The sequence below is a fragment of the Lacipirellula limnantheis genome, from assembly GCF_007746075.1.
GTDB lineage: Bacteria > Planctomycetota > Planctomycetia > Pirellulales > Lacipirellulaceae > Lacipirellula > Lacipirellula limnantheis.
In genome coordinates, this window is the sequence record NZ_CP036339.1 from 254,473 (window position 1) to 279,768 (window position 25,296).

Genomic DNA, 25,296 nt, shown 5'->3' on the forward strand with positions numbered 1-25,296 from the left:
GCTCACGGTCGCTCGATCCTTCGCTGCGCTCAGGTTGACGGTCCCGACGTTAACTTGAAGATCCAGCTAGTCGGTCAGCATCACCGGCAGCGTCGACGCGATCTCGCGGAAAATGGCTTCGAGTTCGCTGGCGTTATCGGCGTGGAAGTGCTTGCCGCCGGTCGCTTCGGCGACTTTCCTCATGCGGCTAATGTCGGCTCCGGTACTGAAAGTGACCGTGTTAATCGTGATGTTCTTGGCCGCGGCCTTCTTGGCAGCGGTGACGGGGTCGCCGCCCGAATTATGCAGACCGTCGGTCATCACGACCATCGTGCGAACGGCGAACGGTCGGACGCTGGCGCTGGTGAGCACTTTCACGCCGTTGTCGATGCCGGCTCCGATGGCCGTGTTTCCCTGAACTGGCTTGCCGCTCAGGGTGTCCATTTCGTTGCGGATCGACTGGTAGTTAAAGTTCAAAGCGCAGTTGATGTCCGAAGTGGTGAAGTTATAGCCGCAGCCGCTCCCCTTGCTGGAATAGGTGACCAAAGCGCACTGCTCTTCTTGCAGCGTCTTGTCGAGCTCGGCGACGAACGCATTGACGGCGGTGTAAAGCGCGCCCCAGCGACTTTTCTTCATGTCGGGCTTGGAGCAGGAGTTGCCCGAAACTTTCGAGCCGTCGACCGACTCCATCATCGAGCCGGAGCGGTCGACGACGAGACAAATGTCGCGGTCGAGCTGCGTGGAGGCGGCGATGTGGACCGGCTCGAACGTGGTGACTCCGAGCATCCGCCCGAGCAGCAACCCGACGGGACCTGCGGCCGACGCCGCGGTCCGCTTGCCCGTGACGCGCACCGCATTGGGCTGCGCGCCGCCGACGGTGAACTTGAAACGGGAAGTGCTGTTGGCCTGCGTCCCTTTGCCGATTTCGATCTGGTCGTTGGTGAGCTTCAGCGGTTTGCCGGCCACGTTGTTCTTGGCCGCGGCGGCCACCGCGGCGGCGCGGGCCGTCGTTTCGTTTTGCGACATGCTCAGCGTCTTCGCGCCGGCGCGGGCGGCGGCGTCGGTGGCCGTGCGGAGCTCCGTGCGCGCTAGTTGCATGTAGGCGACGTCAACGGCGAAGGCGGCGGCAATAATGAACAAGGGGAGGCAGATGGCGATGAGGGCCAACATACCGCCGGCCCGCGGCGCCTGCCGCGAAGGACGACGCCGCCTTGACGAACGGCGTATGAGGGGCGCGCGTCGCTTGCGCGGGCGTTTGGGACTGCTCGTTCGGCTCGTCTCCGCACATTCGTCATTCGTCATTCGGTAGTTCGTCATGACTCTTAAAACTCTTTCATCATCGTGGCCGATCCGGAGAGCGTCCGCCCAGCGAAAAAGCTGCCCGGGATCACCGAATTCTTGGCGGCTGGCGCCGAAACGCTGACGGTGATGTAGGTGCCGCGGGCGGCGGCTTGGAAGTTCGTGGGGGTGATCGTGATCGTCGCCCCTTTGACGCGTCGATCTGCGAGCACTGCGTTGCACGCCGCTTCCACCTGAGCCGTCGTCGCCGAGGGCTCAATCGCCTTGCGGATCCCTTCGTAGGAGGCGACCGTGAGCGATTGTTTGACGAAGATCATCGTGCATGACTCGATCATCGCGAGCACCAACAGCACGAGGATCGGCAAACAGACGGCCATCTCGCTCGCGGCCACGGCGCGGCGCGAACCGCGTCGGTCGGGGGGGCTGGGACGCCGTCGCATGGCAATTCCGTGGGGTTGCAATAAAGGTTGCGGAGATCCGTCGCTCAACTGTAGCTCAGTTGGCTGCAACCGCGGTCGGCTCGGCGGCGTCGATCGTCGCCGCGGCGGGGGGCGCGTCGACGGCGTCGCCGCGAAGGCGCGCGACCATCACGTTGAAGTCCTCCGCCAGGCCTTGCCAGAAGTCGATTTCGCGAAACTTCAGCGGCCGGAACTCCTCCCCCTTGGCCAAGCTGCGGATCGTATTGCGCAGGCGATAGATGGGGCCGGCGAAACGATGGCTGAGCTTGATCGTGTCGAGGATGAACACCGGCAACAGGAACACCAGCACCAGCAAAAACGGACCGTGGGTCCACCAAACTTGCTGGGCATGCTCCTCCATCGTCCGAAACGGATTACTGAGCACCTGCAGACAGAAAGCGACGAGGCCGGCGACCGCGATAAACGCGCACCAGTGCAGCACAAGCCGGCGAACGAGAGCCCCTTGCACCTTGGGATCGACAAACGTCTTCTTGCGTCCTGAATGCGACATGTGACCGACACCTTGTAGCTGTCAGCGGCGATGCAGGAGGAATTCCAATTGAGTCGACGGTGCTGCGTCGACGCATCGCACATCGAAAAGCTAGGTCATGCCGATCGACGGCTTACCGCACGCCGGACAGAGTTGCGGCCGTTGTTGGGGACGAAATCGATGCGGCGGCCGCTACAGTCGGTACAAGCGGAACGGCGGCGACGATTAGCGCGACGCTTCGGCCAGCAGGCTTTCGACCCGCCGATGAAGTTCGAAGACGGCCGAGCGCACCGCGACGTATTCGGCCCCCTCGTCGAGCAGCTTCAGTAGCGGCGTCCAGGCGTCGCTTGGCAGCCCCGATGCCTCGGCGATCGCTCGCATCTCGACCGCTTGCATGGCCAGATCACTGCGTCGCGGCGAGTAGGTGAGCAGCAGCAAGTTTGAGCGAATCGCCAACTCGGCAAGCTTCGCGGCAGCCGCCCCGTACCGTTCAGCAATGGCGCTCGGCAACCCCACGATCGTGGCGTCGCCTAACGTTGCGACTACCGACTGCTCGAGCGATTGGCCCGGCAGTGGTGCGGCGAGCGGCGGTAGCTCGATGCTGAGTTCAGCCGCCGCCGCTTCGCCATCGCGGCGAATTTTCTCATATCGCTCCGCTGGAAGTTGTTTGGCAGACATCGCGGCCGCCAGGCTCCACTTGCTCGCGGCTTGCCAGATGAGGAGCCGCTGACGCGGCGTCGCCTCGGGAGGGGACGCCATCGGCGCCGTGGCGTCGCCGGCCGGCTCAGCGGGGAGGTCCAGGGGCGGCGTTTCCAGCGGCGGCGTCCCCGTGGGCGGCGAAATTGGCTCGGAAATGGGGGCAATCGTCTTGACGGCCGTTTCGACGTCGCTCGCCGCGCCGGGGGTAGGGTCGGCGGCTGGCGATGGGGCGCCTACCCCGCCTGGCTTAGCGGAGGTTTCACCTGCCGATTGTTCCAGTGCGTCCGCAGCGCCCGCGCCGCTCTGAACAATTGGCGGGGCCGGTTCGTACTTGATTTCCTCCCAGCAGCCGACGCTGCCGGCGAGAAGCAGTGCCGCGATAAATCGCTGCAAAGGGCGGTTGAAGGCGAGTGATTTGGCGTCGGGCGCAGTCAAAATGGCACGCTGCTAGCGAGGGGATGGCGACGTGTCGGCGGCGCAAGAATCAACTATACTCAATTACCCGCCCCCAGCCGATGGCGTCTGTTGTAGTGCCTCCTTGAGACCAATTTCGAGCGCCAGCCGCCGACGTTAGTCGTCAGTTCCTCGGGCCGTCGTCCATGGATACATCCCCTTTCGCCGTTGTGACTGAGCGCGAGCCGCTGTCGCGGCGCCGCTTCCTTGGCCGGTCGGTGAAAGTTCTTTCCTGTGCTGCGGCGGGAACGCTGCTCTACACATGGCGCGTCGAACCGCACTGGGTCGAAGTGGTGGAATGGCCGCTGCCGATCGCGGGGCTGGCGCCAGAGTTGGCGGGCAAGCGGTTGGTCCAGGTGAGCGACCTGCATGCCGGGCCGATCGTTGATCAGAACTACCTGATGGCGTCGCTGGAAGGGATCGCCAAGCTGAGGCCCGATGCAATCGTCGTGACCGGCGACTTCATGACGTGCGACGCTGACGAATCGGTTGGCAAGGCGATCGAAGCGATGCGTGCGTTGCCGTCGGCGCCATTGGGTCGGCTCGCCATTTTGGGCAATCACGATTATGGGCGTTACTGGCAGCAGGAGGGGGCAGCGGGCAAGCTTTGCAGCGAGCTTGAGAAGCTACAAATCCAAACGTTACGCAACGAAGTGGCGAGTTTAGGTGGATTGCAAATTGCCGGCGTCGACGATTTATGGACCAAGAATTTTCAGCCCGAGCAAACGCTGCGGGAGCTCGCCACCGACCGCCCTGCCCTGGTCCTCTGCCACAATCCCGACGGCGTCGACCAGCCCGCATTTGCTGACTACCGCGGCTGGATTTTGGCCGGGCATACGCACGGCGGGCAATGTAAGCCTCCGTTCATGCCGCCTCCGATCGCCTCGGTGTCGAACCGCCTTTACGTCGCGGGCGAGTACGATCTCGCCGGGGGACGCCGCATGTACATCAACCGCGGGTTGGGCTATGCGCACCGCGTTCGCTTCAACGCTCGGCCGGAGATTACCGTCTTCACGCTGCAGCGGGCGTAGGCTGGGACAACGTCCCACCAGCGCCACGCTAGACTCCGCTTCAGGCGGACGTTGTCCCAGCCTGCGATTCGCCCTGGCCAATGCGGTCAATTCTCCGTAGTTTGGCGGTATGTCGGCGAACGCTAAGCCTTTGATTAAGCCTGTTGCTCTTAAGGGGAACGCCCTCCCGGCAGAGCCGGGGGCTGGCTGGACGACGCTCGCGCTGGGACTGCTGGGGAGTCTCCTCTGTTACCTCGCCCACCCGCCGGTCGGCTGGAGTCTGCTAGCGTGGTTCGGCCCGGCGGCGTGGTTTTATGCGGCCCGATTGCCGGTGATGCCCGGGCGGCGACCGTATCGCGCGCTGTGGATCGCCGGGTCGGCTTATTGGCTCGCGACGGTGCAGTGGATCCGGCTTCCGCACGAGCTGAACATCTTTGGACTGTTCCTGCTCGCGGCGTATCTCGGCGCTTACTTGCCGATCGCCGTCGGGCTGACGCGCGCGGCGGTCTTTCGGTTCGGCGTGCCGCTGTGGCTCGCGGCGCCGGTGGCATGGACGGGGCTGGAGTGGCTGCGCGCGCGGCTGCTCACCGGCTTCCTGATGGCGTCGCTCGCCCACACGCAAATTCGCATCACACCGATTATTCAGATCGCCGACGTGCTGGGCGAGTACGGCGTCACGTTTCTGATCATTCTCGTCGCGTCAGCCCTGGCCGAACTCATCTACCAATGCCGCGGGTCAGGGCGTCCCCGTCTCGCCACGGCTACCATTCCTCTCTTCGCCCTCCTTCCCGCCGTTCTCTATGGCAACTTTCAAATCGCGCGGCTCCATTCAATCGCACCTGAGGCGAAGACGACCACCATCGCGCTAATCCAAAGCGATATGCTCGCCGACTGGAAAGGAACCCCCGAGCGCGACGACGCCGTGATGGAGCAGATGGCGGAACTCTCTCGCCAAGCGGTGCGCGAGCACGAGGGAGTCGATCTCGTCGTTTGGCCGGAGACGATGTTTCGCATGAGTTACCACCATGCCGACGACGATTACCGTCCGCCGCAAGAACTTTTGTCGCTGCCGGTGGGCGTCATGTTCAGCGAAGCAGTCACTTACCTGAGCGAACTCACGCGACAATTGAACGCGCCGATTTTGGTGGGGCTCGATCGCGTCCATTGGGCGCCGCTGAAGAACGGCGAGCCGCCGATGGACGAGCGCAACTTCCCGTTCATTTACAAACAATTCAATTCGTCCGCCGCCGTCGACCGGAGCGGCGTGCTCGTCGGCACGTACGACAAAATGCACCTCCTTCCCTTCGGCGAATACATCCCCTTCGTCCGCTGGCTGCCGTTCCTGAAGAATTACTCGCCGATCACCGGCGGCGCCCAGCCAGGAGTGGCACCGGCGGCTCTCGAAATCGACGGCGTCGTTTACTCGCCGAACATCTGCTACGAGACAGTGCTGCCGCAGTTGATCCGCCGCCAAGTCGCTGAACTATCGCGCCAAGGCAAAACTCCCGGCGTGCTGGTGAATCTCACCAACGACGCCTGGTACTGGGGTTCCAGCGAACTCGACATGCATCTGGCCAGCGGCGTCTTTCGGGCCGTCGAAATGCGCACCCCGCTCGTCGTCGCGGCAAACCGCGGGCTCTCGGCCCACGTCGATCACCTGGGGCGAATCGTGGCCGCGACCGACCGGGACGTACCAGCATCGCTCGTGGCGACCGTGACGCTCCCTCCCCGCAACGGCGAGTTCCCCAGCCTCTTCGCCGCCTGCGGCGACTGGTTCGCGCTCCTCTGTCTGGTATGCTGCATACCCGCGGCGGTCACCGGCTGGCGCGGCCGACAGACGAAGCGGGCGGCGAAACTGGAATAACACACGGGCAGTTGTGCAAAGCCTGCCCTCCCCATTCCGCATTCGCCATTCCCCATTTCATTCGCCGCTCCGGCGGGTCGTTGACCCGCGGCTACTGCTTTCCTCCCACCCCTGACCTCCGGCTCTCGCCCTTCCATGCCCGTCGTGTTGCAACTTCAGGACGCTTACAAGCGTTACGGTGATCAAGAACTTCTCGATGGCGCCACCTGTGCGCTTCCCGATGATCAGAAGATCGGCTTGATTGGCCGCAACGGCGCCGGCAAGAGTACGCTCTGCCGAATCTTGCTGGGTGACGAGGAACTCGACGCTGGCGAAGTCGTGCGGAGCAAGAAGCTGCGGCTCGGCTATCTGCGGCAGCACGATCCGTTCCTCGACGGCGAGACGGTGCTCGACTTCCTGATGCGCGACAGCGAGCAGCCCGACTGGCGCTGCGGCGAAATCGCCTGGCAGTTCCAGCTGCCCGATGTGATGCTCCATCAACCGGTCCGATCGCTCTCGGGCGGTTGGCAAACCCGCGTCAAGCTTGCCGCCCTGCTGCTCCACGATCCAAATCTGCTGATCCTCGACGAGCCGACGAACTTCCTCGACTTGCGCACGCAGATGCTGCTTGAGGAATTCCTCCGCGGGTTCAAGGGCGGCATCCTCGTCGTCTCGCACGATCGCTCGTTCCTGAAGCGGACCTGCACGCACACGTTGGAATTGTCTCGCGGCCACCTGGAGCTCTATCCCGGCGACGTGGATTCGTTCTTGGCCAATATTGATGAACGCCGGGAGCATGATCGCCGGGTCAACGCGACGACGATGACGAAGCGGAAGCAGCTCGAAACGTTCATCGCCAAGAACCGCGCCAACGCCGCGACGGCTAGTCAGGCCCGCAGCAAGGCCAAGCAGCTCGAGAAGCTCACGCTGGTCGAAGTCGTCGGCGAAGAGGCGACCGTCCGCTTCAGCTTCCCGCAGGTAGCTCCACGGCAAGGAACGGCGCTACGGACCGAGCGGATGGCGATCGGCTATCCCGAACGCGACGTCGCCAGCGAAGTGCAGCTCGAAATCGAGCATGGCCAGCGCGTCGGCATCGTCGGCGATAACGGCCAGGGGAAAACGACGTTCCTGCGGACGATCTGCGGCTCGCTTGAGCCGAAGGCGGGGTCGATGAAGTGGGGCTATGGCTGCCAGATGGGGGTCTATGCCCAGCACGTTTACACGACGCTGCCGCAGAACGACACGGTCGAGGACTATCTCCATCGGCAAGCCGCGCACGGTACGAACATGCAGCAGATCAAGGACGTCGCCGGCAGCTTCCTCTTCCGCGGCGAGCTCATCCAGAAAAAGATCAAGGTGCTGAGCGGCGGCGAGCGAGCCCGTTTGGTGCTGGCAGGGCTGTTGCTCGAACAACACAACGTGCTGGTGCTCGACGAACCGGGGAACCATCTCGACGTCGAAACGGTCGAGGCGCTCGCCGACGCCCTCTGCCGCTATCCCGGCACGGTCATTTTCACGAGCCACGATCGCCACTTTATGCAGCGCGTGGCGAACACCGTCATCGAGGTCGGCAGCGGCAAAGTCGCCAGCTACCCCGGCAGCTTCGAAGATTACGTCTACCGCGTTCACAAGGAACTAGAAGCGGGCCTCCGGGCCGAACACGCCGCCTACAACGCCGGCGCTTCGGCCAAGCATGCCGGCGAGGCCGGTTCCCCGGCCGGTGAACCCGCCGCGACGCGCAAAGTCCTGTCCGGAAAAGAGGAGCGAGAACTCGAAAAAAGACTGAAGGCGGTCGAGCGCAAGATCGCCAAGCTCGACGACGAAAAGAAGCAACTGACCGCGAGCCTGATGACGATCACCGACGGCAAGGAGTCGAAGCGAGTTCAAGATCAACTAGCGGCGACGGCCGCGGAGATCGCCGAACTGGAGCATGAGTGGCTGCAGATTTCGGGGGATTTGGGGTAGGCGGTTGAGTTTCGAAAAAGGTTGAGATCACCGGCGTTCACTGGGTATAATTCCAGCAATCGCTCAGGAGAGTACGTCCCATGCTCGACTCTTATCCGCCCGAAATCCAAGCATTCGTTCAGCAGAAAATCGCCGCCGGCGTCGTTCGGTCAGCGGATGAATTTGCCATCGAAGCCGCGGCGCTCTATTGCGAGGTAGATCGCCGGCGCGAAGAACTTAAGGCGAAGGTTGCGGCTGGCATGGCGCAACTTGAGACGGGCGACTACGTCGATATCGATGGCGAAGAAGAACTCCGAGAGTTTTTCGAGGACGTGAAGCGACGTGGGCGGGAACGGCTGGCCGCTGGTTCCCGCTTCGAATGAAGAGTTATCGGCTTACTCAGTTGGCGCAGGCGGACATTGACTCCGCATGGTTGTATATCGCCAAGGATCGCCCCTCTGCGGCCGACCGGTTTGTGGAACGGTTGAGGCGTCACTTCGAATTGTTAACTGAGAATCCGTTAACGGCGAGGCTCGTGCCGACCTAGCAGAGGGCATGCGGCAGTCGATCGTCGGCAACTACGTTGTGCTGCATCGACCGGCTGCCGATCGGGTCCAGATTGTCCGCGTTATCCACGGCGCCCGTGACGTTTTTGCTGAGTTTCGGAAGCATTCATCGGATTAGTCGATGATTGCCCGACTCTTCAACCAAGCCTCGAGCTCATTCGCCCAAAGATCCGCCGGCCGCTTGTCGCGGAACATGCCGAAGCCGTGCCCGCCGACTTCGTAGATGTGCATCTCGGCCGGCACTTTATTGGCTAACAGGCCTTCGTAGAACAGAATGCTGTTCTTCGGCAGCACCCCGCTGTCGTCGTTGGCGTGAACGAGGAACGTTGGCGGCGTCTTGTCGGTAATGCGTCGATCGGTCGACCACTCCGCGGCGAGATCCTCGCTTGAATCGGGACCGAGCAAGTTGTTGCGCGAGCCGCGATGGGCCGCGTCGCCAACGAACGTGATCACGGGGTAGACCAGCACCGCGAAGTCGGGCCGACTGCTTTGTTGATCGATCGGATCGGCCGCTTGCGGATCGCCATCAGCGAACATCGTCGCCGCGGTGGATGCCAAATGCCCGCCGGCGGAGAAGCCCAGGACGCCGATCTTCGTCGGATCGACGCCGAGTTCCTTCGCGTGGGCCCGCACCGTGCGGATCGCTCGCTGCACGTCATCCAGCGGCACCGGCTGCAGGTTCTTCCCGCCGCCGCAGCGATAACGCAGCACCACGCCGACGATGCCGTGCTGGCGGCACCACTCCGCCACTTCGCGACCTTCTTTCTCCATCGCCAGGCCCGAGTACCCGCCGCCGGGGCAGATCACGATCGCGGCGCCGTTCCGCTTGTCCGTCGCCGGAAGAAAGGTGGTGAGCGTCGGCGACTTGGTAACGCGCTCCGTCCATTCCGCCGAGTCGACCGTCCGCGGCTCATCGCCCTGGTTCGCCGCATGATCGGTAGGCCAAAGAAGCTCTTCCTGCGGCGCCTCCGCAGCGAACGCGACGAGGGGGAGTGCAAGGATGGCAATCGCGACGAAGAGATGAGAAAGGTTCATCGTTGGTTCCTTGAAAAGAATTGTCTGCAGCCCCCGGTTCCGAGCTTATTTAATTGCTATCACGAAATGCACCAACCACGGAGGCACAGAGGCCACAGAGAAGACGAAGCTGAAGAAGAGACTATTTTCTCCGTGCTCTCTGTGTCTCTGTGGTGAAATCGTATTTCAAGCATGAGGGCTGTTAACTAAGCTTCGGAGCCGGGACTGCTAAGCGTTGCCGGTTGGGCACGGAACTCACCCCTGCTTCTGCCAAATGCCCACCACCGCCGGAGAGTATCTCCGCACGTCCCACTCCTTCACGCCGTGGTACTGCTCGCCGGTCGGCAACAGCGTCGCGTCGAAGCGTTCGTCGCTCTCCGTGACCACGATACTGTCCGGGGGGCAATGCTCCATGATAGCGGATATCAGACCAATAGTTTCCTCTTTCCGGCTGACGAAGAAATCGTACGGCGGGCTGCAGAAGACCAGCCACGGCGCGGCCCCCGGGGCCGGCGGCGTGCCAAACGAAGTCGTCGGTGCATCGGCAGCGGATTGTCCGTCCGCTCGCCACCACTGGCCGTCGCCGGCCGTGAGATTCCGTTTGCCCCATAGAAAGGCGCTTGTCATGAGCAGCGTTGATTGCCCCTCGACGCCGAGTCCCTTGATGTTCTGTTCAATGATGTGCGCCGTCGGAACGTGCCGCTCGATAAACGTGGCGTGCACCGAACCGCGGCTGAGCGCCTCGAGCCCCAAGGCCCCCGTGCCGGCGAAGAGATCGATCGCGTGGCGCCCTTCAGAGCCAACGCCGACGAGGTTGAAGATCGACTCCCGCACGCGATGCTTCATCGGCCGGGTGACCGGGTCCTCGCCGCGGCGGAACGGTTCGTACGTCAACTTCCGCCCGCGGTGCTTGCCGCCGATAATCTTCAGTTCAATCGCTGAAGTTAGCTCATCGGCGACGCGGCGTTTTGGCTTTGGTTTGCCCATTAATCATTTTCATTTCACCACGACGGCACATCGTGCGCGACGTGGGAACAACGGAGGTTAAAGGCGTGGCTTTCGCTGCGTCCGCCGAGTCGGTCAAAAAATCGCATACCCGCGGAATCTGGCAATGCTCGAACCATTGGAGGCGAGAAGGCGTAGCGACAACAGGCCTTTCGTCGTGGCCGTTGTGGCGTTGTGGTGCAATGGCCCCTAAATGTCGGCGCCTGCCGTCGAATCGGTCGATTTGCTATTCTGTTCTGCTGTTTCCGCTACTTTACCACCGCAACTAGAGCTTGGGGTTTTGCCCGATGTCAAGGATTGTTCTTTCGTTGCTGGCCCTTGGTCTGTTCTTTCATGCCCAGGTAGTCGCCGCTCAGGAGAGCGCCCCGGCCGCCGATCCGCCCGCTGCCGAGGCGCCCGCCGATATCGCGGCGCCGCAAGGGACGGTAACGGTCACCACGGAGGAGGAAGCTCCGGCCGACGAGGCTGAGGAAGCGAAGCCAGAAACGCCGGCCCCCTCGGGCGACGCCGTGAAGGCGCGTGAGGCGTTCGACGTCGTCCTCAAGCAGTGGCAGGACGTTACCTCCCAGATACCGTCGATTCAAGAAAAGCGACAGGCCGCCAAGGGCGCCGAGCGAACCGCGCTCGACAAGCAGGTGGCCGATCTCTATCGCGAGGCCGATGGGCTCATCGACAAGCTCTCCGAAGCGGGGCTGGCCGTTTATCAGGCCGATCCCGAAGCCTATCCGGACGTCAACAATACGCTGGTGGTGATCGCTCAGTTCCAACTGAACGGCGGCCCGAACGGCGACGGCGGCGACCAATACGAAAAGGCGCTGAAGCTGATTTCAGGCCTCATCGACGCCGGCGCCGGGGCGAAGTATCCGCAGCTTTACTATTGGGGCGGATTGGCCGCATTCAACACGAACGATTTCGCGCTCGCTGAAAAGTACTTTGCTGAATCGTCGAAGGCGGGGGGCGAGGTCGGCCAACTCTCGCCGACTCTCGTTCAGGCGGCGCTGCAGGCCCAAGGCAATCTCGCGACGATGAAGAAGGCGTGGGAGAAGGAGTCGGCCATCCGCGCCGCCGAAGCCAAGGCCGACGATAACCCCCGCGTGAAGCTCACGACCACCAAAGGCGATGTCGTGATCGAACTCTTCGAGAACGAAGCTCCGCAGGCGGTGGCCAACTTCCTCACCCTGGTGAAAGACGGCTTCTATGACGGCCTCACCTTCCACCGCGTCATTCCCGCGTTCATGGCCCAAGGGGGCGATCCCGACGGCAACGGCAGCGGCGGTCCCGGCTACAGCATCAAATGCGAATGCTACAAGCCCGACTATCGCCATCACTTCCGCGGCAGCCTGAGCATGGCCCATGCCGGCCGCGACACCGGCGGCTCGCAGTTCTTCCTCACCTACGTGCCGACCTCGTTCCTCGACGGCAAGCACACCGTCTTCGGCCGCGTGGTCGAGGGGATGGAAAACGCCTCGTCGATCAAACGCGGCGAGCCGGTCCGCAGCCCTGACAAGATCGTGAAGGCTGAAGTCCTCCGCGACCGGGGGCACGCTTACAAGTTCGACAAGTTGCCGGGGAAATAGGCCGGACTTCGGCGGCCGAAGTCATTCGGTCCGGTTTGCAGTCGGAATCGCTATCCAACGGGCCGGGCCATCATGGCTCGGCCCGTTTTTTCCCGTTTTGGACCGCCCCAAATAGCCGTTTCCCCGGCATTTCCCCCCCGACTTGACGGACCGCGCCAGCACGCTTATTCTACTATCGCGTTTTTTGATTCTGGCAATGGCCTGTATCGCGTTTGATGATTCAAGCTGTCGAAGACCCATCGGCGGCGGCCATGGATCGACGGCACGTTTTGCCTAAGTGCCATCAGCCGCTCATTGCCAGCTCAAAAACCGCGAACTTCCTGGCCGGGGGGCTGGGGAGCGATTGGCTCCAAACGGTCTGAGTTGTCAGCTTTGGCGGCAACTTTTTCCCGAATCGCGCACGAAAAAATCAGCTTCGCGCAAGTTGGTCCGCGACTTGCGCTAGACCGACGCTTTGCCGCACTGAACGACGCCATGCATATCCGCTCACTCAAGATCTTCTGCGACGTGGTCGACCGGCGGAGTTTCTCCCGCGCGGCCGACGACAACGATATTTCGCAATCGAACGTGAGCCATATGGTTCAGGCCCTCGAGGAACGCCTCGGCGTTCAGCTCCTCGACCGTTCGAAGCGTCCCTTCGAGTTGACCGAAGAGGGCCGCCGTTACTACGACGGCTGCCGGCAGCTGGTGAAGCAGTACGAAGAGTTGGAAGTCGAGGTCCGCACGCTTCACGACGCCGAGGCTCGCCGGTTGGTCGTGGCTTCGATCTACTCGGTCGGACTCCACCACATGAGCGCCTTCATGCAGCGGTTCAGCAAGGAGCATCCGCGAGCGTCCGTGCGGCTGGAGTACCTGCATCCGCATCGCGTCATTGAAGAAGTCGAGAACGACGACGCCGACCTCGGCATTGTCAGTTACCCAAAGGAGAGCGAAACGCTCGCCGCGATCCCGTGGCGGAGCGAGCCGATGGTGATCGTCTGCCACCCGGGCCACCGGTTGGCGCGGGAGTCGTCGGTTGTGCTGCGTGCCGTTTCGGGCGAGTCGTTCGTCGCGTTCGAAAAGGGGCTCGCCCCGCGGACGGCGATCGATCGCGAGCTCGCGCTCAACCACGCCGAGGTGAACGTCACGCTCGAGTTCGACAACATCGAAACGATCAAGCGGGCGATCGAGATCGACGCCGGCATCGGCATCTTGCCGGAGCCGAGCGTTCGCCGCGAGATCGAAATGGGTTCGCTCGCCAAGGTCGCCATCGGCGGCGACGGCATGTTCCGCCCGCTGGGAATCATCCACCGCCGCGACCGCCCGTTGAGCGAACTGGCGAAACAGTTCGTCGGTTTGCTGAAGGCCGACGCCGAGTTTTCAGCCGACCTCGTCCCGGCGAGCGCGTTCCAATTGGACGAAGCCCCGGCCTGAATTAATGATCAATCAAAATTAGAAGTCTCTCGCAGGGGCGCGGAGACGCAGGGAATCCCAGACATAAGAAGATAGGTAAAAACCAACTCGTAGGCTGTGCTCAGCGCGCTTTCTCTGCGCCTCTGCGCCTCTGCGAGTGACAAGAACCCGCCGCGATCACGAATGATCGAGGCCTACGCGTTGGAAAGTGTTGCTATGGAAAACCAACTCCCGCTTGTTCACCTCCCCGAGAAGCACGGTCTCTACGACCCGGCGTTCGAGCATGACTCGTGCGGCGTCGGCTTTGTCGCGCACATCAAGGGCGAACGAAGCCACCAGATCGTCGTCGATGCGATCGAGGTGCTGCGCAACATGGACCACCGCGGCGCTTGCGGTTGCGAGGCGAACACGGGCGACGGCGCCGGCATTCTCACGGCCCTTCCCCACGACTTCCTCGCGAAGGTCGTGAAGGCCGACCTCGGCGTCGAACTCCCAGCCGCGGGCCGTTTCGCCGCGGGCAACGTTTTCCTGCCGCAGATCGAAGCGGAGCGCGCCTTCTGCAAGAAGGCGGTCGAAAAGATCGTCGCCGAGCAGGGCCAACGCCTTATCGGCTGGCGCAAGGTCCCCACCGACGTCGCCGCCGCCGACCTCGGCCCGACGGCCCGCGCATCAGAGCCGGCGATCGAGCAACTCGTCATCGCCGCCGCCGACGGGATTGAGGGCGAAGCCTTTGAGCGGCAGCTCTACATGATCCGCAAGCGCGCCAGCAACCTGCTGCGCGCCGACAAAACGCTCAAGCAGGCCAAGCTCTTCTACATCTGTTCGCTTTCGACGAAAGTCCTCATCTACAAGGGGATGTTCACGACCGACCAGTTGTTCCATTACTTCCCCGACCTCGCCGACGAGGACTACACCAGCCATTTGGCGATGGTCCACTCGCGGTTCGCGACGAACACCTTCCCCTCGTGGGATCGCGCTCAGCCTTGCCGTTTCATGAGCCACAACGGCGAAATCAACACCCTCCGCGGCAACAGCAACTGGATGTTCGCCCGCCAGGGCGTCGTGAAGAGCGAGCTCTTCGGCGACGACCTCAAGAAGCTCTTCCCCATCGTCGAACCCGACTGCAGCGACTCCGGCACGTTCGACAACGTCCTCGAGTTCCTCCTCATGAGCGGCCGCTCGATCCCCGAGGCCGTCATGATGATGGTCCCCGAGGCCTGGCAAAATCACGACACGATGCCCGAGGAAAAACGCGCGTTCTACGAGTACAACAGCTGCTTGATGGAGCCGTGGGACGGCCCGGCGTCGATCGCCTTTACCGACGGCAAATACATCGGCGCCACGCTCGATCGCAACGGCCTGCGCCCCTCTCGCTATTACCTCACCCACGATGACCGCGTCATCATGGCGAGCGAAGTCGGCGTCCTCCGTTCCATTCAACCGGAAAACGTGAAGGCCAAGGGTCGTCTGCAGCCGGGCCGCATGTTCCTCATCGATTTCGAGGAAGGCAAGCTGATCCGCGACGAGGATCTGAAGCACCAGTACGCCGGCAAGCGCCCGTACGGCGAGTGGCTGAAGAAGGAGCGCATCGACCTCAATGAGCTCCACCCTGAAGAGCGCCCCCACGGCTTCAATCGCAAGACGCTGCTCGAGCGGATGCAGGCCTTCGGCTTCACCGCCGAGACGATGAACTTCATGCTCCTCCCGCTGATTAAGGATCAAAAGGATCCGATCGGCTCGATGGGCAACGACTCCTGCCTCGCTTGTCTTAGCGACAAGCCGCGGATGCTCTACGACTACTTCCGCCAGCTCTTCGCGCAGGTCACCAACCCGTCGATCGATTCGATCCGCGAAGAAGTGATCATGTCGCTGGAGTGCTACATCGGCCCCGAGCAAAACTTGCTCGAAACGACGCCGAAGCACGCCCACCGCCTGCGGATGCCCCACCCGATTCTCTCGAACGAACAGATGGCCGCGCTGAAGCGGATCAACCGCCGCGGCTGGCGCTCGAAGAAGATCGACGTCACCTGGCCGCGCGAGGAGGGGACCGCCGGCATGGTGACGGCGCTCGAACGCGTCTGCCAAGAGGCCGAAGCCGCCGTCGACGAAGGCTACACCCTCGTCGTGCTGACCGATCGCAAGATCAGCGCCGATCGCGTGCCGCTCAGCTCGCTGCTGGCTACCGGCGCCGTTCACCATCACCTCGTTCGCAAAGAGAAGCGCACTCGCGTCGGCATCTGCGTCGAGACGGGCGAGGCCCGCGAGGTCCATCACCACTGCCTCCTCGTCGGCTACGGCGCCGATGCGATCAACCCCTACCTGGCGTTCGAGTCGCTCTGGCAAGCCCGCCGCGAGGGGCTGCTCGACTCGGGCGACGTCGGCATCAAGAGCGAAGAATCGGGCGAAGGCGACGAGCATCCCGCGATTGAAGCTGGCTCCGACGGCGAAGCGCACGATCCCGTTACCGCCGCCGATCACGAGCTCGTGAAGAAGTACCGCACCGGCGTCGCCAAGGGCATGCTCAAGGTGATGGCCAAGATCGGCATTTCGACCCTCCAAAGCTACAAGGGAGCCCAAATCTTCGAGGCGATCGGCCTTCGCGACGAAGTGATCGACCGCTGCTTCGCCGGCACCGCCAGCCGCATTCAGGGCGTCAACTTCGAAGTCCTCGCCGAAGAGGCGCTCCGGCGTCACGCCCTCGGTTACCCGCGGACTCCCGCCGGCAAGATGCCGATGCTCCCCAACCCGGGCGAGTTCCACTGGCGCGCCGAAGGCGAACGCCATATGTGGGATCCGCAGTCGATCGCCGACATCCAGGTCGCCGCGCGGAACAACAGCCCCGACGCCTACCAGCGGTTCGCCGACCACATCAACAACGACTCGCGCACTCGTTGCCAGTTGCGCGGCCTGTTGAAGTTCAAGGAAGGCGTCCAGAAGTCGATTCCCCTCGACGAAGTTCAGTCGGCGAAGGAAATCGTCAAACGCTTCTGCACCGGCGCCATGTCGTTCGGCTCAATCTCGGCCGAAGCCCACGAATCGCTTGCCATCGCCATGAACCGCATGGGCGGCAAGAGCAACACCGGCGAGGGTGGCGAAGACCCAGCTCGCTTCACGCCGCTGCCCAACGGCGATTCGAAGCGATCGGCGATCAAGCAGGTGGCGTCAGGCCGGTTCGGCGTGACGATCAACTACCTCACCAACGCCGACGAACTGCAGATCAAGATCTCGCAAGGCGCCAAGCCGGGCGAAGGCGGCGAACTCCCCGGTCGTAAGGTCGACGACACGATCGCGCGGATTCGTTACAGCACGCCGGGCGTGGGCCTCATCAGCCCGCCGCCGCATCACGACATCTACTCGATCGAAGACCTCAAGCAGCTGATCCACGATCTGAAGAACGCCAATCCTGCGGCGCGCGTCAGCGTGAAGCTCGTCTCCGAAGTCGGCGTCGGCACGATCGCCTCGGGCGTCGCCAAGGGTTATGCCGATCACATCCTGATCGCCGGCGACGGCGGCGGCACCGGCGCTTCGCCGCTCACGAGCATCAAGCACGCCGGCCTGCCGTGGGAACTCGGCCTCGCCGAAACGCACCAGACGCTGGTGATGAACGACCTTCGCAGCCGCGTCATCGTCCAGACCGACGGCGGCCTGAAGACCGGCCGCGACGTGGTGATCGCCGCGATGCTCGGCGCCGAGGAGTTCGGCTTCGCCACGGCGCCGCTGATCACGCTTGGCTGCATCATGATGCGGAAGTGTCACCTCAACACCTGCCCCGTCGGCGTCGCGACGCAAGATCCGGAACTTCGCAAGAAGTTTTCGGGTAAGCCCGAGTACGTCGTGAACTACCTGTTCATGGTCGCCGAGGACGCCCGCCAGATCATGGCGAGCCTCGGCTTCCGCACGATCGACGAGATGGTTGGCCGCGTTGATTGCCTCGAAACCGACGCCGCCATCCGGCACTGGAAGGCGGACGGACTCGACCTCACCAATCTGCTCATGCCGGCGAAGAAACCTTACCCCGAAGCCGGCACCTACTGCACGCAGAAGCAAGATCACGGCCTCGACCAATCGCTCGACATGCGAAAGCTCCTGAGCCTCGCTGAACCGGCGCTCGTCGCCGGCACGCAGGTGAAGGCCGATGTCGACATCGTCAACACCGACCGCGCCGTCGGCACGATCCTCAGTCACGAGATCGCGAAGAAGTACGGCACAGACCTGTTGCCCGAGGGGACGATCCACTTCAAGTTCACCGGCTCCGCCGGCCAAAGCTTCGGCGCCTTCCTCGCGAAGGGCGTGACGCTTGAGCTTGAAGGGGACGCCAACGACTACGTCGGCAAAGGCCTCTCGGGCGGCCAGGTGGTGATCTACCCGCCGTCAAACGCCACGTTCGTCGCCGAAGAGAACATCCTCGTCGGCAACGTTTGCCTCTACGGCGCCACCAGCGGCCAGGCCTTCCTGCGCGGCCGTGCGGCCGAGCGGTTCGCCGTCCGCAACAGCGGCGCCTCGGCGGTGATCGAAGGCGTCGGCGACCATGGCTGCGAGTACATGACCGGCGGCCGCGTGGTCGTCCTCGGCACCACCGGCCGCAACTTCGCCGCCGGCATGAGCGGCGGCGTCGCCTACGTCTGGGCGCCCGACCGCGAACGATTCCTGCTCAACCTCAACATGGGCATGGTCGAACCGGAACCGGTTGAAGCCGAAGAGGACGTCGAGGAGCTGAAGCAACTGATCGAACTGCACCAGAACCTTACCGGCTCGCCAAGAGCCGGCGACATCCTCGACCGCTGGGACGAAACGCTGCCGCAGTTCGTCAAAGTAATGCCCGAGGATTACAAGCGAGTGCTGCTCGAAAAAAAAGCCGCTAAGCAAAAGCATGCGGCCCCGGCGGCCGTTTAGAGGAAATATCTCACGCAAAGGCGCGAAGGCGCAAAGAAAGAATAAGTAACGGAGACATTGTCACGGAGGATCGGCGGGTACTGAGCAAATGACGGGAATTGTGTGATGGATGAGAATCCGATTTCACAGCAGATCGTCGATGCCGCGTATCAGATTCACAAGACGCTAGGGCCAGGGTTACTAGAGTCGGTTTACGAAGTCGTGCTGGCCTACGAACTTCGTAAGCGCGGGTTGAAGGTCGAACGACAACTGCCGGTTCAGGTTGTTTACGACGGGATTTGCTTTGAGGAACGTTATCGCCTCGATCTGTTGGTCGAAGGCAAAGTGATCGTCGAGATCAAATCAATCGAGACGCTCACGCCAGTCCACAAGAAGCAACTGCTCACTTACCTGCGACTGTTAGACAAACGCTTAGGACTATTAATCAACTTCAACGAGGAACTAATTCGCAACGGAATTTCCAGAGTCGTCAACGGTTTAGAAGACTGACCTGTATTCCCTTTGCGCCTTCGCGCCTTTGCGTGAGATCCTCCCCGTTTTTCGTCAGACAAGAGATTGCTATGGGAAAGCCCACCGGATTCAAAGAGTTCCCTCGCGAGACCGTCCCCTACCGCGACCCGGTCGAGCGCGCGAGCGACTTTCTCGAGATCTTCACCGAAGCTCCCGTCGAGCAGCTGATGACGCAGGGCGCTCGCTGCATGGACTGCGGCGTGCCGTTCTGTCAGTCGAACAGCGGCTGCCCGATCGATAATCTCATTCCTGAGTGGAACGACATGGTCTACCAGGGCCGCTGGCGCGATGCGCTCGATCGGCTCCACAAGACCAACAACTTCCCCGAGTTCACTGGTCGCGTCTGCCCGGCCCCGTGCGAAGGCGCCTGCGTCCTCGGCATCACCAGCCCGCCGGTGACGATCAAGAACATCGAGAACGCGATCATCGACCGCGCCTGGGAAGAGGGCTGGGTCGAGCCGAGCGTCCCGACCTATCGCACCGGCAAGACGGTCGCCGTCGTCGGCAGCGGACCCGCCGGTCTCTCCGCCGCCGCGCAGCTCAACAAGGCGGGCCACACGGTCACCGTCTACGAGCGGGCCGATCGCATCGGCGGCTTGCTGATGTACGGCATCCCCAACATGAAGCTCGACAAGGGCGTCGTCGAGCGCCGCGTCCAACTCCTGCGCGACGAGGGCGTCACGTTCGTCACCTGCACCCACATCGGTCGCGAGGAAGATTTCGCCGTGGGCCACATGACGCAAATCATGCAAGAGCGCGGCTGCGAAGTGAAGTTCATCGAACCGCAGCAGCTGATCGACGATTTCGACGCCGTCCTCTTCTGCACCGGCGCCACCCGGCCGTTCGATCCCACCGCCAAGGCGCCCGGCCGCGACTTGAAGGGGATCTATAGCGCCATGGACGTCCTCACGCGCAACACGAAGAGCCTGCTCGACTCCGAGTTCACCGACGAGGCCTTCACTCCTGTCCGCGGCAAGCACGTCATCGTCATCGGCGGCGGCGACACCGGCGCCGACTGCATTGCCACCGCTCTCCGCCACGGCGCCGCGAGCATCGTGAACTTCGAACTCCTCGCGCCGAACCCCGCCGAACGGGCCCCGAACAACCCCTGGCCCGAGTGGCCCCGCATCTATCGCGTCGACTATTCGCACGCCGAGGTGAAGGCGATCACCGGTCACGACCCGCGGGCCTACAACATTCTCACCAAGGAATTCGTCGGCGATAAAGACGGACACGTCACCGGCGTGCGCACCGTCGAGGTCGATTGGTCGAAGCCGGTTGCCGGCGGAGCCCCATTCACCGAAGTCCCCGGCAGCGAAAAAGTTTGGCCCGCCGACATGGTGCTGCTCGCCACCGGCTTCGTCGGCCCCGAGCTAGCGATCCCCGAAATGCTCGGCATGACCACCGTCGAACCGCGCCGCGGCTGGACCACCTTCGCCGCCGAGCATGGCAAGTTCGCCACGAACCTCGACGGCGTCTTCGCCGCCGGCGACTGCCGCCGCGGCCAATCGCTCGTCGTCTGGGCCATCAACGAAGGCCGCGGCGCCGCCCGCTCGATCGACGAATACCTGATGGGCTTCACGAACTTGCCGGCGCCAGGCATCAATATGCCGGCCCAAGTCGTGTAAACCCCCAACAAACGCCACGCCCCACGCACCGCCGGACTGGTCGCTTAAGCGACCAGTCCGAACCCTTGCTTGAGCTCGCCCTCAAACCGCCGCGGCATGTATAATTGACCTAAATCGGCAATTCGCTTTGAGGAGTTTCGGTATGAGCCAAATCACGATCCCAAATGTCATGAAGGAACAGTTCTCACTTCCTGGGCCTACTCCCGTATTCGATGAAGCGGGCAAGTCGCTTGGCGTGTTTCTTCCCAACGCGCATTCACTCCCTGGCGAACCCTTCTGGACTCGCGAAGAGCTGGACGCTTCGTTCAATGAGCCAGGCGGCCGTTCGCTAGTCGAAATATTGGGTTCGCTCAGCGGCAAGTGAATAGATGAATTACACCGTCGTCTGGAAACGCAGCGCTGACGATAGTCTCGTTGAGCTGTGGATGAATTCGACGGATCGAGCTGAGATCACACACGCGGTTAAGGAGATCGACGCTCAACTTGGTCAGTCGCCTCTTGAAGTCGGCGAGTCGCGTGAAATCGACTATCGAATTCTTTGCATCTTGCCTTTGGTCGTCGCTTATCGAGTCTCAGAAGATGATCGCTTAGTAACAGTCGTCAAAGTGCGAGCCGTTTGATTATTTCCATGCCAACCATCGGCCCCGGCTCACCCGCCCCGAACGTCACCCTCCCCCTCCACGACGGCACGCGCATCGCGCTCGCCGATCTCTGGAAGGAGCACGTCGTCGTCCTCTTCTTCTACCCGAAGGACAACACCGCCGTCTGCACCAAGGAAGCCTGCGCCTTCCGCGACTCGTTTGAAAAATTCGTCGAGGCGGGCGCCACGGTCGTCGGCGTCAGCAGCGATTCCGATGCGTCGCACGAAGACTTCGCCGCCCGCAACCGCCTGCCGTTTCTCTTGGCAAGCGACCCCGATGGTTCGCTCCGCAAGGCGTTTGGCGTCCCCAAAACGCTTGGCGTCATCCCGGGGCGCGTCACCTACGTAATCGACCGACAGGGGATCGTCCGCCACGTCTTCAGCGCCCAGTTCGCCGCCGACGCCCACGTCCGCGAAGCGATGGACGCCGTGCGCGCGCTCTAGCGGCATTGGCGCCCTGCGAGGCGGCCAAAAATAGTCGTAGCATTCGGCCGCCGACTCCTCTATGTTCGGAGCGTCCGCTCGTCGGCGGCCTCCTCCAGCGCTGCACCCATTGGCAGCCCCGGGCTCCGCCCGGGGGTAGCGCACCACTCGGGCACGGACCGCAGCGCCATGTCGTGGCAGGACGGCAGGCTGCAGAAATCGGGCGACGACAGGCTGTCGCCTCCAGCACCGTCAGCGACCTGTCGCGACAGCATTTAACCTTTTGTGATTTAACGAGATAAGTACGCTGTCGCCAAAAACGCTTGAGGCGACGCCTGTCGCCTGAAACGTCAAAAGCGACAGAGGCGGCAGCCGCAACTCGCTCGACCAGGCAGCTGATACTATGTCCAAGCGCAACTCCCGCTACGGGATCTGGCTATTCGTCGTCTACCTTGCGTTCTACGGCGGCTTCGTCCTGCTGGCCGCGTTCTCGCCGGCGACGATGGCCCGCACCCCCTGGGCCGGCGTGAACCTCGCCATCTGGTACGGTTTCGCCCTCATCGCCGCCGCCCTGCTGCTCGCCCTCCTCTACGGCTACCTCTGCCGCATCGAAGTCGTCGGAACAAACAACTCCAACAGCGAGCCGGGGCGTCCCGCCCCCGGCGCGCGTGACGCTTCTTCCGCCAACGCCTCCACCCAAACCGGAGGCCACCAATGAACCACGAACCTTCGACCCTCGCCATCGGCATCTTCCTCGCCATGGTCGGCGTCACGCTAGGCATCAGTTTTTATCTTGGCCGCAAGGCCAAGGACTCCGCTGGCTACTTCGCCGCCCACGGCCAGATCCCCTGGTTCGTCAACGGCGTCGCCTTCGCCGGCGACTACCTCTCCGCCGCGTCGTTCCTCGGCATCTGCGGCATGATCGCCTTCTACGGCTACGACGGCTTCCTCTACTCGATCGGCTACCTCGCCGGCTGGATCGTCGCGCTCTTTGTCGTCGCCGAACCGATGAAGCGGCTCGGCAAGTTCACGTTCGCCGACGCGCTCAACGCGAAGTTCAACTCGCCCGGCATCAAGCTTGCCGCCGGCGTCAGCACGCTCGCCGTGAGCGTCTTCTATCTCATCCCGCAAATGGTCGGGGCCGGCGTCCTCGTGCGACCCCTGCTCGGCCTACCGCATTGGGCCGGCGTGGTCCTGGTGGGAGCGGTGGTCATCGTGATCGTCGTCACCGCTGGCATGGTGTCGACCACTTGGGTCCAGTTCATTAAAGGCGGATTGCTCGTCGCGTTCAGCACCGTGCTGACGGTGATGATTCTGCAGCGAGGATTTCACGCGGAACCACAGCTTCCCGCTGCCCAAACGATCGTCAAGCAAGCCGACGGGACGGTCCTGGTGAACGGCCTGCCCAAAGGCAATAGCCCCGGCGAAGGCCAACTGCAACCAGTCGGCTCGATCAGCAAGTTGCCGGGCGGCGTCGAGAAGACTGGACCGCTCGGACCATTGGAATTCTTCAGCACGCTCGAGCAGAGCGAAGTCGTCCTCTGGAGCAAGTCTGAAGTGAAGGGCGACGACGGCTCGACGACCTCGACCTTCTCACCGAAGCCGACCCCCGGCAGCCAAATCCTCCAACCCGGCGCCAGCCCCACCTTCGCCGGCATCCGCTCCGAGAAATTCTCGGACAAACTAAACTTCCTCTCGCTGATGCTCGCCCTCTTCTGCGGCACTGCCTCGCTTCCGCATATCCTCATCCGCTACTACACGGTGAAAGACGAAGCCGCCGCGCGCAAGAGCACCATCGTCGGCATTGCCTGCATCGGCTTCTTCTACGTGCTGACGCTTTACATGGGCCTCGGCGCCATGACGAGCGGCGCCCTCGACGTGACCGACTCAAACATGGCCGCCCCGCTCTTAGCCCGCAGCATGAGCGAACTGCTGTTCGCCATCATCTCGGCCATCGCCTTCACCACCGTCCTCGGCACGGTGAGCGGCCTGATCCTCGCCTCGGCCGGCGCCGTGACGCACGACTTGCTCGAAAGCGTCACGACCGTCCACCTTACCGACCATCAGCGGGTGCGCATTGCCAAGATGGCCGCCGTCGTCGTCGGCGTCGTCGCGATTCTCCTGGGGATCGCGTTCAAAGAACTAAACGTCAGCTACCTCGTCGGCTGGGCCTTCAGCGTCGCCGCGAGCGCGAATCTCCCCGCGCTCGTGATGCTCCTCTTCTGGCGCGGCACGACCAAAGAAGGAATCATCGTCGCGGTCCTGGTCGGCATGATCAGCTCGCTCGGCTGGATCCTGCTGAGCGGCGACACCTACGCCGCGGTCTACGGCCTGCCGAAGGAGAACTCCATCGTGCCGTTCAGCCAACCCGGCATCGTCACGATTCCACTGGGCTTCCTCACGCTCATCGTCGTCTCGCTGCTGACTGGCGGCAGGTCCCCAGCATCCCCAGCCCCGTCACGAACATGACTGCGAGTCCGCTCGGTTCGGGGACGAGCGCGTGAGCGAACATCCAGTCGTAGAACGCTGGCGTGTTGTAGACGCGACCCCAAATGCCGTGACCCCCAGTGCGGTATTCGGTATGACGTAGGTCGAGCGTGGAGCTTTGAAAAGCAAAGTCGGCGGTGGGACGCACCGGGTAGGCAGGAAGCGTTTCGCCGGTGGTTCCCAGGATGTTAGCCACAACGCTGCGGGTCGTCGTGTAAGAGACCGTCGCGTCATCCTTCGCGTGGAACGCCCACGTCGGCACCTCGGCGAGATTGGCCGCGGAGTAACCCGTCGCCGGCAGCACCGCGCAGATCGGCGCGGCGGCCGCGAAATGGTCCCCATGTCGATTGATGAGGTTCCAAGTCCCGCCGCCCCCCATCGAGAGGCCGGTGGCGTAGAACCGCAGTTCGTCGACGTTCTGCTCGGCCGAGGCGCGATCCACCATCGCCATCACGCGATCGATTGCCGTCGAACTGTTCCAGCCGATCGCGGTCTGCGGCGCGTAGAGGTAAGCGCCCCGCGCCTTCGCTGCGGTCAGCAGGTTGTCGATGTTGCCGTTCACCTGCGCCGTGTTGTCGGCGCCGCTCTCGCCGGCGCCGTGCAGAAAGACGATCAACGGCCGCGGACCAGTCGCCGCTTGCGGCGGCACATACAATCGACCCGGCAGCGAGGGGTCGGAGAAGTCGATAAAGTCACGCAAGCTCGCCGCGGACGAGAACGTCGCGCCGCTCGCGCACAGCACCAACCCGCAGAGGATCGCGAAACAGAGTCGCATGCGTTCTAGCTCCCATGCCGTGAGTCGTAAGGCTATCGTCGATGGGTTGAGCATCGACTAGCGACTACAGGTGTAAGGGACCCAGCGTTGCAAGTCAATTAAATCTGCTCGCGTTAGGCGATTTCAAGGCTTAGTCGTAGCTCGCGAGTCGACGCCGCATCGGACTGGTCGCTTAAGCGACCAGTCCGAACCTGCGTTTGAGTTCGCCCCG

At 62.9% G+C, this 25,296-nt stretch carries 21 protein-coding genes; 14 read left to right on the forward strand and 7 right to left on the reverse strand.

Annotated elements, in window-relative coordinates:
• Positions 1–66 precede the first annotated feature (66 nt).
• The 4 genes from I41_RS00990 to I41_RS01005 form a co-directional block, all read right to left on the reverse strand.
• The gene (locus tag I41_RS00990; protein WP_168206595.1) at positions 67–1,149 is read right to left on the reverse strand and encodes a vWA domain-containing protein; all 1,083 of its coding nucleotides are present in this window, start codon (positions 1,147–1,149) and stop codon (positions 67–69) included.
• A gap of 152 nt (positions 1,150–1,301) precedes the next feature.
• Positions 1,302–1,718, reverse strand: a complete 417-nt coding sequence (locus I41_RS00995; RefSeq protein WP_145430109.1) for a TadE/TadG family type IV pilus assembly protein — start codon at positions 1,716–1,718, stop codon at positions 1,302–1,304.
• Positions 1,719–1,773: 55 nt separating this feature from the next.
• Positions 1,774–2,247: a hypothetical protein gene (locus I41_RS01000; RefSeq protein ID WP_145430111.1), complete on the reverse strand. Its 474-nt coding sequence runs from the start codon at positions 2,245–2,247 to the stop codon at positions 1,774–1,776.
• Positions 2,248–2,451: 204 nt separating this feature from the next.
• On the reverse strand, positions 2,452–3,360 hold the full coding sequence (locus tag I41_RS01005) for a serine/threonine-protein kinase (RefSeq protein ID WP_145430113.1): 909 nt from the start codon (positions 3,358–3,360) through the stop codon (positions 2,452–2,454).
• A gap of 164 nt (positions 3,361–3,524) precedes the next feature.
• Between I41_RS01005 and I41_RS01010 the strand changes: the two genes are divergently transcribed.
• From I41_RS01010 to I41_RS28415, 5 genes are all read left to right on the forward strand, one after another.
• The gene (locus I41_RS01010; protein WP_145430115.1) at positions 3,525–4,409 is read left to right on the forward strand and encodes a metallophosphoesterase; all 885 of its coding nucleotides are present in this window, start codon (positions 3,525–3,527) and stop codon (positions 4,407–4,409) included.
• Between the two features lie 109 nt (positions 4,410–4,518).
• Positions 4,519–6,252, forward strand: a complete 1,734-nt coding sequence (lnt, locus tag I41_RS01015; protein WP_145430117.1) for an apolipoprotein N-acyltransferase — start codon at positions 4,519–4,521, stop codon at positions 6,250–6,252.
• A gap of 135 nt (positions 6,253–6,387) precedes the next feature.
• Complete coding sequence (locus I41_RS01020) at positions 6,388–8,196, forward strand: ABC-F family ATP-binding cassette domain-containing protein (RefSeq protein WP_145430119.1); 1,809 nt, start codon at positions 6,388–6,390, stop codon at positions 8,194–8,196.
• An 80-nt stretch (positions 8,197–8,276) separates the two neighbouring features.
• Positions 8,277–8,558 (forward strand): hypothetical protein, encoded by a 282-nt coding sequence (locus I41_RS01025; protein ID WP_145430121.1) that lies wholly within the window; start codon positions 8,277–8,279, stop codon positions 8,556–8,558.
• Entirely contained in the window at positions 8,555–8,722 is a 168-nt protein-coding gene (locus I41_RS28415; protein ID WP_145430123.1) for a type II toxin-antitoxin system RelE/ParE family toxin, read from the forward strand. The genes I41_RS01025 and I41_RS28415 overlap by 4 nt, the downstream gene beginning before the upstream one ends.
• 133 nt (positions 8,723–8,855) lie before the next feature.
• Here I41_RS28415 and I41_RS01035 read toward each other — a convergent pair whose 3' ends face one another.
• Positions 8,856–9,776 (reverse strand): alpha/beta hydrolase, encoded by a 921-nt coding sequence (locus I41_RS01035; RefSeq protein WP_145430125.1) that lies wholly within the window; start codon positions 9,774–9,776, stop codon positions 8,856–8,858.
• Positions 9,777–10,010: 234 nt separating this feature from the next.
• On the reverse strand, positions 10,011–10,742 hold the full coding sequence (locus I41_RS01040; RefSeq protein ID WP_145430127.1) for an RsmD family RNA methyltransferase: 732 nt from the start codon (positions 10,740–10,742) through the stop codon (positions 10,011–10,013).
• A gap of 305 nt (positions 10,743–11,047) precedes the next feature.
• Between I41_RS01040 and I41_RS27870 the strand changes: the two genes are divergently transcribed.
• The 9 genes from I41_RS27870 to I41_RS01090 all read left to right on the forward strand — a co-directional run bounded on the left by I41_RS27870 (position 11,048) and on the right by I41_RS01090 (position 24,292).
• Entirely contained in the window at positions 11,048–12,337 is a 1,290-nt protein-coding gene (locus tag I41_RS27870) for a peptidylprolyl isomerase (RefSeq protein WP_246133771.1), read from the forward strand.
• Between the two features lie 474 nt (positions 12,338–12,811).
• Positions 12,812–13,750 (forward strand): LysR family transcriptional regulator, encoded by a 939-nt coding sequence (locus I41_RS01050; RefSeq protein WP_145430129.1) that lies wholly within the window; start codon positions 12,812–12,814, stop codon positions 13,748–13,750.
• Between the two features lie 195 nt (positions 13,751–13,945).
• The gene (locus I41_RS01055; protein WP_145430131.1) at positions 13,946–18,622 is read left to right on the forward strand and encodes a glutamate synthase-related protein; all 4,677 of its coding nucleotides are present in this window, start codon (positions 13,946–13,948) and stop codon (positions 18,620–18,622) included.
• 105 nt (positions 18,623–18,727) lie between these two features.
• Complete coding sequence (locus I41_RS01060) at positions 18,728–19,111, forward strand: GxxExxY protein (RefSeq protein ID WP_145430133.1); 384 nt, start codon at positions 18,728–18,730, stop codon at positions 19,109–19,111.
• Positions 19,112–19,182: 71 nt separating this feature from the next.
• Positions 19,183–20,760 (forward strand): glutamate synthase subunit beta, encoded by a 1,578-nt coding sequence (locus I41_RS01065; protein ID WP_145430135.1) that lies wholly within the window; start codon positions 19,183–19,185, stop codon positions 20,758–20,760.
• A 142-nt stretch (positions 20,761–20,902) separates the two neighbouring features.
• On the forward strand, positions 20,903–21,124 hold the full coding sequence (locus I41_RS01070) for a hypothetical protein (protein ID WP_145430137.1): 222 nt from the start codon (positions 20,903–20,905) through the stop codon (positions 21,122–21,124).
• A gap of 264 nt (positions 21,125–21,388) precedes the next feature.
• Complete coding sequence (locus I41_RS01080) at positions 21,389–21,844, forward strand: peroxiredoxin (protein ID WP_145430141.1); 456 nt, start codon at positions 21,389–21,391, stop codon at positions 21,842–21,844.
• Positions 21,845–22,226: 382 nt separating this feature from the next.
• Entirely contained in the window at positions 22,227–22,541 is a 315-nt protein-coding gene (locus tag I41_RS01085; protein WP_145430143.1) for a DUF485 domain-containing protein, read from the forward strand.
• Entirely contained in the window at positions 22,538–24,292 is a 1,755-nt protein-coding gene (locus I41_RS01090) for a sodium/solute symporter (RefSeq protein ID WP_145430145.1), read from the forward strand. The genes I41_RS01085 and I41_RS01090 overlap by 4 nt, the downstream gene beginning before the upstream one ends.
• On the opposite strand, the gene I41_RS01095 is transcribed toward I41_RS01090, so the two are convergent.
• Complete coding sequence (locus I41_RS01095) at positions 24,228–25,085, reverse strand: carboxylesterase family protein (RefSeq protein ID WP_168206597.1); 858 nt, start codon at positions 25,083–25,085, stop codon at positions 24,228–24,230. The two genes, I41_RS01090 and I41_RS01095, sit on opposite strands and share 65 nt — an antisense overlap.
• Between the last annotated feature and the right edge of the window lie 211 nt (positions 25,086–25,296).